Genomic DNA, 16,180 nt, shown 5'->3' with positions numbered 1-16,180 from the left:
CGGCCCCCTACCCGATGAGGGTCCGACCACCCTCCAACATCAGCGTCGCACCGGTCAGATAGGCCAGGTCATCACTGACCAGCGCGGCCACCGCACGCCCGATGTCCGTCTCCGGGTCGCCCATCCGCCCGAGCGGGATGGCGGACATCACGCGTTCGGCCTTCTCCGGATGCGCGGCGAAGAACTCCTCCGCCGCCGGGCTCAGCGCCGCGGGACAGACCACGTTCACGCGGATCCCGTACGGGCCCCACTCCCGCGCGGCCACCCGTGTCAGCCCCCGGATCGCCTCCTTGGCCATCGCGTACGCCGCGAAGGTCGCCTCGCCCTGCACCGCGGCCGAGGAGCCGAGGTTCACCACGCTGCCGCGACTCGCCCGCAGCTGCGGCAGGGCGGCCTGCATGGCGTGGAAGGCCGCCAACGGACCGCTGCGGTAAGCGAGTTCGACATCGTCGTACGACGTCTGCTCCAGCGGGCGCCGCACCGAGCTCTGCGCGTTGTTGACCAGGACGTCCAGTCGGCCGAACTCCCGTACCGTCTCGGCCACCATCCGGTCGACGTCGGACCGCTCGCCGACGTCCCCGACCACCGTGAGCGCCCTGCCGCCGCGCCCCGCGATCTCCGCGGCGGTGTCCTTCAGGGTGCGTTCGGTACGGCCGGTGATCGCCACCGCCGCGCCCTGTGCCGCCAGCGCGAGCGCGATGCCGCGGCCGACTCCCTGACCGCCGCCGGTGACCAGCGCCGTCTTCCCCGAAAGCCGTGCCATCACTTTTCCTTCCAGAAGTCCGTCCAGGTGGGAAACGCCTCGGGCAGCGCGGGCCGGCCGGCACCCTCCCAGCCCTCGAAGCCCACCTGCTGGGGGCGTTCGGTCACGTCCGCCGCGTACCAGTGCTGTTCGCGGCGCCGGGAGAAGTACCACTCGCCGTCCACGCGCGCGTACTCGTCGAGGTAGCGGATGGCCATCACGATCCACCGCTCCCCCACTTCGTGCTCTGCGCGGCAGTAGACGGAGCCGGTGGCCGTGTCGGGGCCGGTGAACTCGACGCGGTGCCCGCAGAGTTGGTGGATCGACCGGTGGAAGCCCCGGACCAGGGGCTCGATGTACGCCAGCAGCGCCTCCCGGCCGCGACCGCGTCGGCCCATGTCGACGTCGGGCCGGAAGCAGCCCACCCAGGCGTCGAGGTCGCGGGCGTCCACGGCGAGCGCGTAGCGGACGGGCAGTTGCCGGATGGCCAGGTGCGACTCGATGCGGTCGAGGCGTTGCTCCAGTGGTGTCATGGCCGGGGTTCCTTCGGCAGACCGAGGAGCTGCTCGCCGATGATGTTGCGCTGGATCTCGCTGGAGCCACCGTAGATCGTCTCCGCGAGGGACAGCAGGAAGGAGCGCTGCCGCGTGTCCAGGCCGTAGTCCTCGCCGACGACCTGCCCGGCGGGGCCCGCCAACTCCTGGGCGAGATGACCGAGTTGCTGGTGACGTGTGGAGGCGTACAGCTTGGCCGTGGTGGCCTGGGCGCCCGGGGTGCGGCCCGCGGTCAGTTCGGCGAGCGTGCGGAGGTTGGTGGTGCGCATGATGCGTACGGAGATCCAGGCGTCGATGATGCGGCGGCGCAGCATCGGATCGTCGAGTGCGCCCCGTTCCCGGGCGAGGTCGATCAGCGACTCGGCCTCCCGTTCGAAGGTGAGCTGCTGGGGCAGGAGTGTGGTGCCGCGTTCGATGCCGAGGGTGGCCATCGCGGTGCGCCAGCCCTGGCCGACCTCACCGACGACCATGTCCGCGCCGGTACGCACGTCGGAGAGGAACACCTCGGCGAACTCGTCCTGGCCGGCGAGGTTGCGGATGGGGCGGATCTCCACGCCCGGCTGGTCGGTGGGCAGGAGCAGCATGGTCAGGCCCTTGTGCCGGACCGAGTCCGGGTCGGTGCGGGCGAGGACGTAGAGCCAGTCGGCGTGCATACCGAAGGACGTCCACACCTTCTGGCCGCTCACCACCCACGCCTCGCCGTCCCGCTCGGCGCGGGTGCGCACCGAGGCCAGGTCGGAGCCGGCGCCGGGCTCGCTGAAGCCCTGGCCCCACAGTTCCTCGACGGCGAGGATCGGCGGCAGGAACCGCTGCTTCTGTTCCTCGCCGCCCACCTTGAGCAGCATGGGGCCGAGCAGGTCGAGGGCGTTGCCGGTGGCCCGGTAGGGGGCGTTCGCGCGGGCGTACTCGTACTCGAAGACGATCTCCTCGAGGAGGCCGAGCCCGCGTCCGCCGTACTCCCCCGGCCAGCCCACGCCCAGCCAGCGGCCCCGGGAAAGTTCACGGTCCCAGGCCAGGCGGACCTCCCAAGCCGCGCCGTCGGTGGGGCCGCCGACGCCCCGGTGCTCGGCGAACTCCCCCACCAGATGGTCCGCCAGCCAGTCCCGCAGCTCCTCGCGGAAGTCGCGCACGGCGGGTCCGAAGTCCAGCTCCATGTCTGTCTCTCCCTGATCCCTGGGATGCCTCAGATGCCGAGCCGGGTGGCCAGCAGTTCCCGGTGGTACGACGGTGAACCGAGCAGCACCTCGGAGCTCTTGGCCCGCTTGAAGTAAAGGTGCGCGGGGTGCTCCCAGGTGAAGCCGATCCCGCCGTGGACCTGGATGTTGTCGCCGGCGACCCTGGTGAACGCCTCCGAGCAGAAGGCCTGCGCCAGGGCGGCCGCCACAGCGATCTCCGCCTCCTCCCCGGCGTCCAGCGCCCACAGCCCGGCGTAAGAGGCCGAGCGGGCGGACTCGATCTCCACCAGCATGTCGGCGCACTTGTGCTTGACCCCCTGGAAGGAGCCGATGGGCCGCCCGTACTGGACGCGGATCCGGGCATAGTCCACGGCGGCGTCCAGAGCCGCGGCGGCTCCGCCCACCTGTTCGGCGGCCAGCAGGACGGATGCGGTGGCGAGGGTGCGTTCGAGGGCGGGCCACGCCGTGCCCTCCGCGCCCAGCAGGCGGGCGGGGGTGTCGTCGAACCGCAGTCGGGTCTGTTTGCGGGTCTGGTCGAGGGTCGGGAGCGGCGTGCGGGTGAGGCCGTGTGCGTCGGCGTCGACCGCGAAGAGGCTGATTTCTGTGGAGGTGCGGGCGGCGACCAGGAGCAGGTCGGCGAGGTGTCCGTCGGGGACCCAGTTCTTCGTGCCGGTCAGCCGCCATCCTGCGGGGGTGTCGCGTGCAGTGAGGCGGACGGCGGGCTCGTCCCAGCGGCCGCTGTCCTCGGTGAGCGCCAGGGTGGCGATCCTCTCGCCGGAGGCGATGCCGGGCAGAAGGTCGTGCCTGGCCTGTTCGTCGTCGCAGCGCAGGAGGGCTTCGGCGGCCAGGGCGACGGTGGCGAAGTAGGGCCCGCACAGCAGTGCGCGGCCCGCCTCCTCGAAGACGATGCCGAGGTCGACGTAGCCGAAGCCCGAGCCGCCGTACTCCTCCGGCACGGCGAGCCCCTGCAGGCCGAGTTCGCCGGCCATCCGCCGCCAGACGACGGGGTCGTGACCCCGTGGGTCGGCGGCCAGGCGGCGCACGGCCGCCTCGTCGGAGTGCTTGGCCAGGAAGGACCGTACGACCTTGCGCAGTTCGTCCTGTTCCTGGCTGAAGGTGAAGTCCATGCCGAGCTTCCCGTCCTCGGTGCGACGCGTCTGCCGATCGCTTGCCGCTCTCCGCTCGATACAGTTAGATAATTATAGTATCCACACTGAATACACCAGGAGCGTGACGTGACCGATCTCTACGCCCCGTTCACCAGCCTGACCTTCGAGCGGCCCGTGCCCGGCGTGCTGCGCGTCGTGCTCGACGCCCCCAACCTCAACGCGGTCGATCCGCGGATGCACGGCGAACTGGCCGACATCTGGCCGGTGATCGACCGGGACGAGCAGACCCGGGCGGTGCTGGTCCAGGGGGCGGGCCGGGCGTTCTCCGCGGGCGGGACCTTCGACTCCATCGAGGCCATGACCGAGGACTACGCGGTACGGGCCCGGGTGATGCGCGAGGCACGGGACATGGTGTACGGCGTGATCAACTGCTCGAAGCCCGTCGTCTCCGCGATCCACGGGCCGGCGGTCGGTGCGGGGCTGGTCATCGGCATGCTGGCGGACATCTCGATCGCCGCCCGCACGGCGAAGATCGTCGACGGGCACACCCGCCTCGGGGTCGCGGCGGGTGATCACGCGGCCATCTGCTGGCCGTTGCTGTGCGGTATGGCCAAGGCCAAGTACTACCTCCTGACCTGCGAGGCGCTCACCGGCGAGGAGGCCGAGCGGATCGGGCTGGTGTCGAAGTGCGTGGCCGACGAGGAGGTGCACGCGGAGGCGCTGCGCGTGGCGTCCGTGCTGGCCACCGGTCCCGCCAGCGCGATCAGCTGGACCAAGCGGTCCCTCAACCACTGGTACCGCGCCGCCCAGCCGATCTTCGAGGCCTCGCTCGGGCTGGAGTTCCTCGGGTTCGCGGGCCACGAGGTCGTCGAGGGGCTGGCCGCCCACCGAGACAAGCGCGCCCCGGACTTCGCGGGTGTCGCGGACAAGCACCCGCTCGACCTCTGACCACCGTACGAAGGGAACCGACCATGGTGCCGGAGCAGAGCACTACCGAAGCAGCCCCGCTGGTACGGGGGTTGACGTACGAGGAGATGCCCGTCGGGCAGGTCTTCCGGACCGCCCGCCGGACCGTCACCGAGACCGACCTGGTCAACTTCGTGACATGGGGCGGCTTCACCGAGCCGCTCTTCTGGGACGCCACACACGCGGCGGAGGGCGGGTACACGGGTCGGCTGGTCCCGGGCGGGCTGACGTACTGCCTCGCCGAGGGGCTCGTCCTGCAGACGAACGTCCTCCATGGCACCGGACTCGCCTTCCTGCACATGGAGTTGGACGTGCTGGGACCGGTGTACGTCGGCGACACCCTGTACGCGGTCGTCGAGACCACCGGCTGCCGCCCCTCCGGCAAGCCCGGCCGGGGCGTGGTGACCAGCCGGATCACCGTGCGCAACCAGCGGGACGAGGACGTCCTTGTCTACTGCCCGGTGCGGCTGATCCGCGGCCGGGAGTACGAGGCTCCGGCGCCCTGAGTCCGGGACACGAGGGTCAGCCCGGTCCCGGCGCCCGCGGCCGGAACGGCGGCGAACGCTCCCGTGTGCACCCAGTCCGACGGCATCGTGGGCCGCGGAGCGAGTTCGTGGTCCGGGATCGCCATCGCGTACAGGCGGGTGTAGCGGAACTTGGCCTCCAGGTTGTCGAGGACCGACCAGTACTCGTACCCGCACACCTCGATCCCGGCCGCGATGAGCCCTGCCAGCCAGGAGAGCCGGGCTCGCAGCAGGGCCCGGCGGCGGGTGTCGTCCCGGTGGCCCGTGTCGTCGACCAGGTCCAGGTCGCCCATGCCGTTGTCGACCACGGACAGCGGAGGCAGCAGGTCCCCGTACTGCTCGCACAGGCCGGCGACGGCGTCGGCGAGGCCTTCGGGGATGATCGGCCAACCGTAGGCGGTCGTCTCGACGTCGTCGAAGGGGACGATCGCGAAGCCGAGGCCCATGAGCAGGCGGTTGACCTCGTTGAGGGCGGTGCGGCACTTCGTGGTCGGCAGGACGCGGGGCAGGTTCTCCGGTGCCGTGACCCGGAACGGGGTGTGCCAGGACAGGCCGAGCAGGTCCTGGGGGGTGCTGATGATCTCCAGGTCTCCCGGGCGTACGCAGCCGGTGGCCGCCACGGGGGCGATCTCGTCCTCGGTCACCATGTGCTCGCCGAGCAGCAGGGGGTCGAGGAAGAGGCGGTTGGTCCAGCTCTCCAGGCGCTCCAGGGCGAGCCGGTCGTAGGGGTCGTCGGTGGCCGGGTAGCCACCGACGAGGGTGACCGTCGTCCCGATGCGGCCGGTGACACCGACGGACCTGAGTGCCTGGGTGGCGAGTCCGTTGGCGAGCAGGATGTGGTGGACCGCGGGCAGCCCGGCACGGCCCGCACCGCGGCCCGGTGAGTACATTCCGGCCACGTGGCCCGCGAGCGTGGGACCGGCCAGGTCGGTGGAGGTGATCCAGCGTTCCACCCGGTCGCCGAGGCGGCGGCCCAGTTCGGCGGCGTACGTGGCGAAGTGCTCGGCGGTGTCGCGGGCGAGCCAGCCGTCGGCGGAGTCCAGCCAGGGTGGCAGCGTACGGTCGAAGAGGGTGACAGCGGGCCGCGTCCCCAGTTCGAGCAGCGTGTCGAGCGCTTGCTCGCAGCGGTCCAGCGCCTTCCGGTCCCACCTGCCCGGGCCGTCGGGCTGGAGCTGCGGCCATCCGGTGACCATGCGGTGCGTGTCCGCGGTGACACCGAGCACCTGCCGGATGTCGTCGGTCCACTGCCGGAAGTGCCCGCCGCGCTCCGGTGGAGGCGGCGGCGGGGCCGCGATGGTGTCCGCGGTGGCGACCCCCCAGTCGACACCGCGCAGGGATTCATGCAGGAAACCATCGCTCATGGTTACCGTCCAGGCGGTCAATGGTTTAGCGCATTCAACTGAATGTCCGCCGACGGGACGCTAACACTTCGAGCAAACTACGACAATGTTTCGGCCAGATCTCGCCATGATCGGTCCGTTGAGGTTTCCGGACACCATGGCCGGCAGGGTCTCGGTCGTGATGCGGCCGGCGAGGGGCTCGGCCCCGAAGAGTTCGCGCATAAGTCGGAACCGTAGTAGTTCGGGGTGATCGTGAGAGGGGCCTCGGGGTCGGCGGAGGTGATGTGCAGGCTCCCCTCGGCCGTCGGGCGCAGGACGGACACCCCGGGATCCTCGGAGAGCCGGTTGGCCAGCACGCATCCGGCCGAACCGGCGCCCACGACGACGTAGTCGTACGTCGAGATCACGCCTCCCGGCTCTCGGGTGCCGGCTCCCCGAGGGGGCGGAACTCCTCGTCCTGCCACCAGGGATAGACGGGTGGCATGTCCTTGCTGACCAGGCCCGGGAACTCGGGGGGGCGCTTGGCGAGGAAGGACTCGACTCCCTCGACGGGGTCCGGGCCGCCGCCGATCTGGCTCATGATCCGTGAGTCGAGTCGGTGCGCGGTCATCGGGTGCGGCTCGCCGAGCATCCGCCACATCATCTGGCGGGCGAGGGCGACCGAGACCGCCGAGGTGTTCTCGGCGATCTCCCGGGCGAGTTCGTACGCAGCGGGCAGCAGCTCCTCCGGTGGGTGGACGGAGCGGACCAGACCGGCCGCCAGCGCCTCGTCCGGGCCGAAGACGCGGCCCGTCGCCACCCACTCCATGGCCCGCTGCATACCGACCGCCCGTGGCAGGAACCAGCTCGCCGCCGACTCCGGCACGATGCCGCGGCGCGCGAAGACGAACCCGAACTTCGCCTTCGTCGACGCCAGCCGGATGTCCATCGGCAGGGTCATGCTGGCCCCGACGCCCGCCGCCGGACCGTTGATCGCCGCGATCACCGGCTTGGTGCTGGAGAAGACACGCAGGGCGACCCGGCCGCCGGTGTCCCGGTGCCAGGCGCCCGCCTTGCGGTGGTCGAAGGACGAGCCGCCGGAGCTGACATCGGCGCCCGCGCAGAAGCCTCGTCCGGCGCCGGTCACCACGATCACCCGTATGCCGTCGTCGGCGTCGGCCGCGTCCAGGACGTGGAGCAGGTCCTGCATCATCCGCGGGTTGAAGGCGTTCAGCTTCTCGGGCCGGTCGAGAGTGACGGTGAGGATCCGGTCCGCCGCCTCGGCCCGCACGGTCTCGTACTGCTGCTGTGGCATACGCGTCCTCCGTCACTCCACGGACCGGTTCCCAGAAAGCTTAATTAGTTATAGCATTCAACTCTAACGACTGATCCTGAACGATGGCGGTGGAGATGACGGATCTGGTGGTGACGGCCGTCGGCCCGGTCCGGTTGGTCGAGTTGAACCGGCCGGAGCGGCTGAACGCGATGAGCGAGGAGCTGCACACCGGCCTCGCGTCGCTGTGGGACGAGCTCGCCGCCGATCCAGAGGCACGGGTGATCGTGCTCACCGGGCGCGGCCGGGCGTTCAGCGCCGGCGGCAACTTCGACATCATGACCCGGGTCCAGCGCGACAGCTCCTTCCGGGAGCAGCAGGTCGAGGAGGCCCGCAGCATCGTCACGGGCCTGGTCCGCTGCCCGCTGCCCGTGATCGCAGCTGTCAACGGCCCTGCCGTGGGCCTGGGTTGCAGCCTGGCCCTGCTGAGCGATCTCGTGCTGATCGCCGACGACGCCTACATCGCCGACCCGCACGTCCAGGTCGGACTGGTCGCGGGCGACGGCGGCGCGTACGTCCTGCCGCTGCTCGTGGGCCTGACCCGGGCGAAGGAGCTGCTGTTCCTGGGCGAGCGGGTCGGCGCCGGGGACGCCGTCCGGCTGGGCATCGCCAACCGTGCCGTGCCCAAGGACAAGCTGATGGACGAGGCGATGGACCTGGCCGGCCGGCTGGCGGCCCTGCCCGTGCAGGCGTTGCGCGAGACCAAGCGCGCGGTCAACCGGCACCTGGAGCAGGCCCTCGACACCGTGATGGAACCGGCTCTGCTCGCCGAGCGCGACACCATGCACGCACCGGATCACATCGCCGCCGTCGAGCGGATCATCGCCGCACGCGGCCGCCGCTGAGCCGGAGAGGAGACACTCGGATGGACTTCGCGTTCAGCGAGGAGCAGGAGGAACTGGGGCGCACGGTAAGGGCGTTCCTCGCGGACACCTCGCCCGAGACCGAGGTGCGGCGCCTGATGGAGACCCCGGAGGGCTTCGACCGGGCGCTGTGGCGTCGGATGGGCTCGGAACTGGGTCTTCAGGGGCTGGCGGTGCCGGAGGAGTACGGCGGCGCCGGGTGCGGGCCGGTCGAAGTGGGCGTGGTCATGGAGGAGATGGGCCGTGCGCTGCTGTGCGCGCCCTTCCTGTCCTCGGCCGTGCTGGCGACGACCACGCTGTTGCGCTGCGCCGACGAGGAGGCCCGCAAGCGGCTGCTTCCGGGGCTGGTGTCCGGCGAGCTCGTCGCGACGCTGGCCCTGACCGAGGACTCCGCCCGCTGGGACGCGTCGGGAGTACGGCTCACCGCCCGTGAATCCGCCGGGCGTTGGGCGCTCACCGGGCACAAGACGTTCGTTCTCGACGGCGCGACCGCCGATGTCGTCCTCACCGTGGCCCGTACCGACGACGGGATCGGCGTCTTCGTGGTCGACGGTGACGCACCCGGCCTGACGCGTGAGCCGCTGCCCACGATGGACCCGACCCGCCGGCAGGCGCGCCTCGACTACCACGACGTACCCGCGACCCGGCTTCGTACGCACCGCGACGGCTGGGGCCTGGTCGGGCAGGTCCTCGACCGGGCCGCCGTCGCACTGGCCGCCGAGCAGGTGGGTGTCGCCTCCCGCGCGCTCGACATGGCGGTGGAGTACGCCAAGGTGCGGCACCAGTTCGGGCGGCCCATCGGCTCCTTCCAGGCCGTCAAACACCTCCTGGCCGACGTCCTCCTGGAGGTGGAGTCGGCGCGTGCCGCCGCGCACTACGCGCTGCTCGCCGCCGAGAACGAGGCCCCGGACCTGCCCGCCGTGGCAAGCCTGGCCAAGGCCTTCTGCTCCGACGCCTGCCTCCGGGCGACGGCGGAGAACATCCAGGTCCACGGCGGGATCGGCTTCACCTGGGAGCACCCGGCCCACCTGTATCTGAAGCGGGCCAAGACATCACAGTTGCTGTTCGGCGACCCCGCGTACCATCGCGAACTGCTCGCACAGCGCATCGGGTTGAACACGGGCACGGACTCAGTCCCGGTCGAGGGAGCGGCATGAAGGTCGACGGCAAGCTCAACGTGTGGAGCACCACCGAGGTCGTGGAGGAGGCGAGGCACCACGAGAAGGCCGGCTACGACGGCCTGTGGGCCTCGGAGTCCAAGCACGACCCGTTCCTGCCGCTGCTGTTGGCCGCCGAGCACAGCGACCGGCTGGAGGTCGGCACCGCCATCGCGGTGGCCTTCGCCCGCTCCCCCATGCAACTCGCGTACACCGCACACGACTTGCAGACATACAGCGGCGGGCGGTTCTCGCTCGGCCTCGGCAGTCAGATCAAGCCGCACATCGAGCGGCGGTTCTCGATGCCGTGGAGCCGGCCGGCGGCCCGTATGCGCGAGTACGTGAGCGCGCTGCACGCCATCTGGGACGCCTGGAACGAGGGCGAACGCCTCGACTTCCGCGGTGACTTCTACTCGCACACGCTGATGTCCCCGTTCTTCTCTCCGCCGCCCGCGACCGGCGGGGCGCCCAAGGTCTTCGTGGCCGCCGTCGGGGAGACCATGACGCGGGTGGCGGGCGAGGTGGCGGACGGGCTGCTCGCGCACGGCTTCACCACCGAGCGGTATCTGCGCGAGGTCACGCTGCCGACCGTCGAGGCCGGGCTCGCGGCATCGGGCCGCGCCCGCACCGAGTTCTCCGTCTCCCACCTGCTGCTGACCGCGACCGGCCGCACCGAGGAGGAGATGGCCCGTGCCGTGGAGGGCACCCGGCAGCAGATCGCCTTCTACGGCAGTACGCCCGCCTACCGGGGCGTGCTGGAACTGCACGGCTGGGGTGAACTCGGCGACGAACTGCACGCGTTGTCGACCTCCCGGCGCGAGGACAAGTGGGAGGCGATGACCCGGCTCGTCGACGACGAGGTCCTGCACACCTTCGCGGTGGTGGCGGAACCGGAGCGGGTGGCGGGCGAGATCCGACGCCGGTACGGGGCGCTGGTCGACCGGGTGTCCTTCTACACGGCGTACGAGACCGACGCCGAGGTGTGGGAGCCGATCGTGCGGGAGCTGCGCGACAGCTGACGGGTCAGCCGAGCAGGTCCAGGACCGTGGTCATGGACCTGCTCTGCAGCAGATAGTCCTCGGCCTCCTGGAGATGGAGGCGCCACAGCTGCTCGGCGGCCTCGGCGCGGCGCGCGGCGACCAGCTCGACGAGCGCGCCGTGGGCACGGAAGCCGCGGCGGTTGGCCCGGATGTTCTCGGGGCTGCCGGCGTCGAGGTCGACGTGCGACCAGTTGGCCTGGTCGATGATGTGCCGGACCATGCCGTTGAGGACACCGAGCGTCTCGTTGCCCGCGAGTTCCACGACGAGGGCGTGGAACTCCATGTGGGCGCGGATGAAGGCCGACGGGTCGTCCATGAGCCGCTCGGCCTCGGCGACAGCGGCTCGCAGCCGCTGAAGGTCCTCGTCCGTGCGCCGCGCCGCCAGCAGACCGGCACACGGCGCCTCGATCACCGTACGGGCGTCGTACACGTCTTTGAGAGTCGTCCCCCGGTACTCCAGCACCACGCCCGCGTACCGCGCGGCCACGGTGCCCTCCGGGACCTGCACCCGCGCTCCGCCCCTGGCGCCCCGGCGCACGTCGATCAGCGACTCCGACTCCAGCACCCGGAACGCCTCGCGCAGGGTCGGCCGGGAGACCGCGAACTCCTCCATGAGCGCCGCCTCGGACGGCAGTGCGTCCCCCTCGGCCAGTTCGCCGCGCACGATCATCCGGCGCAGTCGTGCCGCCACCAGCTCGGCCATCTTGGGGACGCGTACGGGCGTGCTCGCCACGGCGTCCACCTCCGCCCTCAGTGAGTGTTCTCCGGTACGAAGTACGGCAGCGCGATCTCGTCGGTGAGGGCGCGGAAGTCCACGCGGACGCGCAGGCCGATGACGACGTGGTCGGGGTCGCCGGCGTCCACGTGCGAGAGCAGGGTGCCCCCGCCGTCGAGGTCGACGACGGCCAGCGCGAAGGGCGTGTCGAAGCCCGGGCCGGGCGCGCGGTGCACGACGGTCACCGAGTAGACGGTCCCCCGGCCCGCGCTGGGCACGTACCGCCAGTCCCGTGACATACAGCCGGGGCAGGCGGGCTCGGGGACGAAGAAACGCAGCCCGCAGGTCGGGCAGTGCGGGACGACGAGTTCACCGCGCCGAGCGGCCTCCCAGAACGGCCGGGTCAGGTCGGTCGGGACAGGCACCGGCCGGCTCATCGCATCCTCCCCAGCACGCTCATCTCGTAGTGCTGCGCTCCCGAGCCGGCGTTGCCGACGACCGCCAGCTCCGCGCCCTCGACCTGGTGCACGGCCATGCCGCGCAACTGCCGTACGGCTTCGACGACTTTGAGCGTCATCTGCTGGGTCCCGTTCCACGCGTACGACAGACAGCCGCCGTCCGGGTTGACGGGATGCTTGCCGCCGACGGCGATGGCGCCGCTCGCGGCCAGCGGTCCGCCCTCCCCCTCCCCGCACAGCCCGAGGATCTCCAACTGCCTTATTACTTCAAAGGAGTTGGGGTCGTACAGAGAGAAGACGTCCACGTCGTGCGGGCTCACCCCGGCCATCGCGTACGCGCGGGTCGCGGCATCCCGGCCGAGTCCACCGACCTCGCGGTGCAGGGCCGGATTGGCGTACGCGGCCTGGTGGTACTCCATGCCGCCGCCCAGTACGGCGACGGGTGGCTGCGGCAGGTCGCGGGCCCGCTCCGCGGTGGTCACCACCAGCGCGGCGCCACCCTCGCCGACGATGCAGCAGTCCAGCAGGTGGAACGGGGTGGCCACCAGGCGGGAGGCGAGCACGTCCTCGGCGGTGTACGGACCACGCCCGTACATCATCGCCTCCGGGTTGGTGGTGCCGTTGTTGCGGATGGTGGCGGCGACCTCGGCGAGCTGCCGGGAGGTCGTGCCGTACTCGTGCATGTGCCGGGCGGCCACCAGCGCGAACTGGGCGACGACATAGCTGCCCCACACATCGGCGAACTCCAGCGGGACACCTGCCCCGACCGGGCCCGTCCCGCGGGAGACCAGCTTGCAGCCGCCGACCACGACGGTGTCCGCGAACCCGGCCCGTATCGCGGCGGCCGCCTTCAGCAGGCCGCGCGAGCCGGCGTTGTCGAGCATGGAGTCGCTGGTCCAGCTCAGGTCCCGGCCGAGCATGCGCGCCCAGGAGCTGCCCTCGCCGGGCACGCCGCCGGGGCCGGGCCAGTCGACCTGGGCGCCGTCGACGTCCGCCGGGGTCAGCCCGGCGTCCTCGACGGCGCCGCGCACGGCTTCGAGGGCGAGATCCATGGCGTCGCGGTGCGGCAACGACAGCGCCTGCTCGGTGGCGTACACCCCCACCACGACGGGCTGTCGGCCGTCCATCACGGCCTCACCGCCCCGCGCCGAGCGTGTCGCCGCCGGGATAGCCACCCCCGCCGAAGCGCTCGTCGAGCGCCTCATAGTCCTTCGCGTGGTCCTTGGTGCGCGGCAGCGCGTCGACGAACTCCACCGTCTTCGGCTTCTTGTACGAGGCGATCCGCGACCGGCAGTGCTCGATGACGTCCGCCGCCGTGACCGGCTCGGCGTCCGGGTGCAGCACGACGACCGCCTTGACGTCCTGCGCCCAGCGCTCGTTGGGCACGCCGATCACCGCGGCCTCCTTCACCGCGGGGTGCGCTTCGATGCAGTTCTCGACCTCGGCCGGGAAGATGTTCTCGGCCGCCGACTTCAGCATGCGCGTGGTCGTGCCGAGGAAGCTGATCGTGCCGTCGCTCTCGCGCCGGCCGAGGTCGGTGGTGTGCCACCAGCCGATGCGGAAGCGCTCCTCGTTGATCTCCGGCCGGTTCCAGTAGCCGAGGTGGACGAGGTCGCCGCGGACGCAGATCTCGCCGATCTCGCACTCCTGACCCCGCTCGTCGAGGATGCGTACGGCCGTGAAGGGGCCGGGGCGTCCCGCGTTGCCGGTGCCCGTGCCCCCGTACGCGCCCGTCACGGCGAAGCCGGTCACCTCGGTCTGCCCGTAGCCGCGGCCCTCTCCGCCGCCGTTGCGGGTGAAGCGGCTGGTGTCGGTGGGCACGGTGCCCTGCCACAGGGGTGCGGCGACGCTCGCCCGCAGGTGGGAGAGGTCGTGCCCGGCCTCGCGGTTCAGCTCGACGAGTTGCGCGATGGTCGGCGGCATCAGATAGGCGTGGGTGCACCGCTCCGCCGCCAGGAGCGGGAGCAGTTCCTCGGCGACCACGCGGCGCACGATCACGTTCTTGCCGCCGTGGACGAAGGCCGGGACGCCCCAGAACTGGTAGTTGCCGATGTGGAACATCGGTCCGGCGCCGAGGAAGGCGGTCTCCGTGCCGATGTCTCCCATCCAGGCCGAACTCGCGCCCATGGCAAGGAGGTTGCGCTGCGAGAGCATCGAGCCGCACTGCCGTCCGGAGATCGCGGCGGTGTAGATGACCAGCAGCGCGGAGTCGGGGTCGACGTCGACGGCCGGGTCCTCGGGTGAGCCGGAGGCCAGGAAGGACTCGTAGGAGTCGGGGCCCTCGGTGTCGTGTCGCAGCCACAACGCCCCGTGGTCCGCGCCCAGTTCGGCCCGCGTCTTGCTGACGGTGTCGCCGATCTCCTCGTCCTGCCAGACGATGACCTTGGGGGTGAAGTCCTCGACCGCGAAGGCCATTTCGGGGGCTGCCCAGCGCCAGTAGCCGGGGCAGACCATGGCGCCGATCTTCGCTACGGCGCCCAGCAACTCCCAGATGCGGAAGGAGTTCTGGCCCAGCCACAGGATGCGGTCGCCCGGGCCGACTCCGGCGTCCGTGAGGGCGTTTGCGAGTCGGTTGGTGCGCTCGTCGAGCTGTGGCCAGGTCAGGCGGATGTCGCCGTCGACGAGGGCGACGCCGTCGGGGTAGGACCTGCGGTGTTCGCGGATGATGTCGCCGAACGTCAGGCGGCGGGCGGGATTCACGGTCGATGGCTCCTGTGGGATCGCGTCAGACGCGGGCAACGCCGACGCCCTTGACGTGGATGAACTCCTCCAGCCCGGCCCTGCCGCCTTCCCGTCCGAACCCGCTGATGCCGACGCCCCCGAAGGGCGTGGCAGGTGAAGTGATCGGGTTCGGGCCGGGGTTGACGTAGACCGTGCCGGCCTTCAGGCGCGGCACCAGGCGGTTGACGCGGGCGATGTCGCGGGACTGGATGTAGGCGGACAGGCCGTACTCGGTGTCGTTGGCGAGGGCGACGGCTTCGTCCTCCGTGTCGAACGGGGTGAGGGCGAGGACCGGGCCGAAGATCTCCCGCTGGGCGAGGTCGCTGCGGTTGTCGACGTCGGCGAAGACGCTCGGGGAGACGAACCAGCCGTCGGATTCGATGCGTTCACCGCCGGACACGAGGCGTCCCGCGCCGTCCTCGACCGCCTTGTCGACCATGTCCTGGACGCGGTCGCGGGCGGCCCGGTCGATCAGGGGCCCGATATAGGTCGTCGGGTCGAGCGGGTCGCCCACGGGCAGGTGGGCGACGACTCCGGTGGCGCGCGCGACGACCTCGTCGTAGATCGGGCGCTCGACCAGCAGGCGGGTCGGCAGCGCACAGCCCTGGCCGGTGTTGCTCATGGCGAAGGCCACGCAGTAGGGCACGACGGTGTCCAGGTCGGTGTCGGCGAAGAGCAGGTTGGCGGACTTGCCGCCCAGCTCGAACAGCACGGGCTTGAGGCTCCGGGCGGCGGTCGTCATGATGCGGCGCGCGGTGGCGGGACCGCCGGTGAACGAGATCTTGTCGACACCGGGGTGCGCCACCAGCGCCTCGCCCGCGTCGCCGAGTCCCGTGACGATGTTGATCACGCCGTCGGGGATGCCCGCCTCGCGGGCCAGGTCGGCGAAGAGCAGGGCCGAGTACGGGGTGGACTCGGCCGGTTTGACGACCACGGTGTTCCCGGCGGCGAGCGAGGGCGGGACCTTCATCGCCAGGGACAGGGCGGGCGAGTTCCAGGTGATGATGTGGCCGATCACGCCGTACGGCTCGGCGAGGGTGTATTCGACGTTCTCGTGCGGGCTGTAGGCGGCGCCCACCATGCCCTCGATCTTGTCGGCCCAGCCGGCGTAGTACTCGGTCCACTCGGCGACATGAGGTCCGACGTTCTCGGCCCAGCCGCCGATGCAGACGCCGTTCTCCAGCGGGCAGATCGCCGCGAAGTCCTCGATGTGGTCGCGGATGAGCTGCGCGAAGCGGGTGAGCAGGCGTCGCCGCTCGGCGGGCCGCATGGGTCCCCACACCTCGAAGGCCTGCCGGGCGGCGGCCACGGCCCGGTCCACTTCGGCGGGTCCCGCGAGCGGGATGCGGGCCTGGACGAGTCCGGTCGCGGGGTTGATGTGCTCGTACAGGCCACCGCTCGCCTCGTCTAGGTCCTTGCCGCCGATGACGAGCCGAGGGCGCGGCAGGTCCTGTTCGGCCCGTTCCTGGTGCAGCTTCACGTCGACCGTGACCACGGTGCCTCC

At 71.2% G+C, this 16,180-nt stretch carries 16 protein-coding genes; 5 read left to right on the top strand and 11 right to left on the bottom strand.

From position 1 onward, the window contains the following. Positions 1–7: 7 nt before the first annotated feature. The 4 genes from ABZ848_RS04135 to ABZ848_RS04120 are packed head-to-tail and all read right to left on the bottom strand — an operon-like array spanning position 8 to position 3,598. Complete coding sequence (locus tag ABZ848_RS04135) at positions 8–763, bottom strand: SDR family oxidoreductase (protein ID WP_360824916.1); 756 nt, start codon at positions 761–763, stop codon at positions 8–10. Continuing rightward, positions 763–1,275 carry a nuclear transport factor 2 family protein gene (locus ABZ848_RS04130; RefSeq protein ID WP_360824914.1) on the bottom strand — a complete coding sequence of 171 codons (513 nt, stop codon included), beginning with the start codon at positions 1,273–1,275 and terminating at the stop codon, positions 763–765. The genes ABZ848_RS04135 and ABZ848_RS04130 overlap by 1 nt, the downstream gene beginning before the upstream one ends. Next, a complete protein-coding gene (locus ABZ848_RS04125) occupies positions 1,272–2,450 on the bottom strand; it encodes an acyl-CoA dehydrogenase family protein (RefSeq protein WP_360824911.1) in 1,179 nt (392 codons plus the stop codon). The genes ABZ848_RS04130 and ABZ848_RS04125 overlap by 4 nt, the downstream gene beginning before the upstream one ends. 29 nt (positions 2,451–2,479) lie before the next feature. Next, positions 2,480–3,598: an acyl-CoA dehydrogenase family protein gene (locus ABZ848_RS04120; protein ID WP_360824908.1), complete on the bottom strand. Its 1,119-nt coding sequence runs from the start codon at positions 3,596–3,598 to the stop codon at positions 2,480–2,482. Positions 3,599–3,706: 108 nt separating this feature from the next. Between ABZ848_RS04120 and ABZ848_RS04115 the strand changes: the two genes are divergently transcribed. Next, complete coding sequence (locus tag ABZ848_RS04115) at positions 3,707–4,528, top strand: enoyl-CoA hydratase/isomerase family protein (protein ID WP_360824905.1); 822 nt, start codon at positions 3,707–3,709, stop codon at positions 4,526–4,528. 23 nt (positions 4,529–4,551) lie between these two features. Next, complete coding sequence (locus ABZ848_RS04110; protein ID WP_360824902.1) at positions 4,552–5,052, top strand: MaoC/PaaZ C-terminal domain-containing protein; 501 nt, start codon at positions 4,552–4,554, stop codon at positions 5,050–5,052. Here ABZ848_RS04110 and ABZ848_RS04105 read toward each other — a convergent pair. Together ABZ848_RS04105 and ABZ848_RS04100 are read right to left on the bottom strand one after the other, a co-directional pair. Next, the gene (locus ABZ848_RS04105) at positions 4,998–6,431 is read right to left on the bottom strand and encodes a family 1 glycosylhydrolase (RefSeq protein ID WP_360824899.1); all 1,434 of its coding nucleotides are present in this window, start codon (positions 6,429–6,431) and stop codon (positions 4,998–5,000) included. The genes ABZ848_RS04110 and ABZ848_RS04105 overlap by 55 nt on opposite strands. A 382-nt stretch (positions 6,432–6,813) precedes the next feature. Then, positions 6,814–7,704 carry a crotonase/enoyl-CoA hydratase family protein gene (locus ABZ848_RS04100; RefSeq protein WP_360824896.1) on the bottom strand — a complete coding sequence of 297 codons (891 nt, stop codon included), beginning with the start codon at positions 7,702–7,704 and terminating at the stop codon, positions 6,814–6,816. 95 nt (positions 7,705–7,799) lie between these two features. Here ABZ848_RS04100 and ABZ848_RS04095 point away from each other — a divergent pair, with 95 nt between their 5' ends. The 3 genes from ABZ848_RS04095 to ABZ848_RS04085 are packed head-to-tail and all read left to right on the top strand — an operon-like array spanning position 7,800 to position 10,761. After that, a complete protein-coding gene (locus tag ABZ848_RS04095) occupies positions 7,800–8,567 on the top strand; it encodes an enoyl-CoA hydratase/isomerase family protein (RefSeq protein WP_360824893.1) in 768 nt (255 codons plus the stop codon). Between the two features lie 20 nt (positions 8,568–8,587). Then, a complete protein-coding gene (locus tag ABZ848_RS04090) occupies positions 8,588–9,742 on the top strand; it encodes an acyl-CoA dehydrogenase family protein (protein ID WP_360824890.1) in 1,155 nt (384 codons plus the stop codon). After that, the gene (locus ABZ848_RS04085) at positions 9,739–10,761 is read left to right on the top strand and encodes an LLM class F420-dependent oxidoreductase (protein WP_360824887.1); all 1,023 of its coding nucleotides are present in this window, start codon (positions 9,739–9,741) and stop codon (positions 10,759–10,761) included. The genes ABZ848_RS04090 and ABZ848_RS04085 overlap by 4 nt, the downstream gene beginning before the upstream one ends. A gap of 4 nt (positions 10,762–10,765) precedes the next feature. On the opposite strand, the gene ABZ848_RS04080 is transcribed toward ABZ848_RS04085, so the two are convergent. From ABZ848_RS04080 to ABZ848_RS04060, 5 genes are read right to left on the bottom strand one after another with little or no spacing between them, the layout of a single operon-like run. After that, entirely contained in the window at positions 10,766–11,515 is a 750-nt protein-coding gene (locus tag ABZ848_RS04080) for an FCD domain-containing protein (RefSeq protein ID WP_360824884.1), read from the bottom strand. Between the two features lie 17 nt (positions 11,516–11,532). Next, complete coding sequence (locus tag ABZ848_RS04075; protein ID WP_360824881.1) at positions 11,533–11,934, bottom strand: OB-fold domain-containing protein; 402 nt, start codon at positions 11,932–11,934, stop codon at positions 11,533–11,535. Next, positions 11,931–13,082: a thiolase family protein gene (locus tag ABZ848_RS04070; protein WP_360824878.1), complete on the bottom strand. Its 1,152-nt coding sequence runs from the start codon at positions 13,080–13,082 to the stop codon at positions 11,931–11,933. Before ABZ848_RS04070 ends, ABZ848_RS04075 begins: the two co-directional genes overlap by 4 nt. A 7-nt stretch (positions 13,083–13,089) precedes the next feature. After that, positions 13,090–14,655 carry an AMP-binding protein gene (locus ABZ848_RS04065; protein WP_360824875.1) on the bottom strand — a complete coding sequence of 522 codons (1,566 nt, stop codon included), beginning with the start codon at positions 14,653–14,655 and terminating at the stop codon, positions 13,090–13,092. Positions 14,656–14,680: 25 nt separating this feature from the next. Then, positions 14,681–16,171: an aldehyde dehydrogenase family protein gene (locus ABZ848_RS04060; protein WP_360824872.1), complete on the bottom strand. Its 1,491-nt coding sequence runs from the start codon at positions 16,169–16,171 to the stop codon at positions 14,681–14,683. Between the last annotated feature and the right edge of the window lie 9 nt (positions 16,172–16,180).

The sequence above is a fragment of the Streptomyces sp. NPDC047081 genome (assembly GCF_040643775.1).
GTDB lineage: Bacteria > Actinomycetota > Actinomycetes > Streptomycetales > Streptomycetaceae > Streptomyces.
Note: the sequence above shows the minus strand (reverse complement) of the source record. Positions and strands in the feature narration are given on the sequence as shown.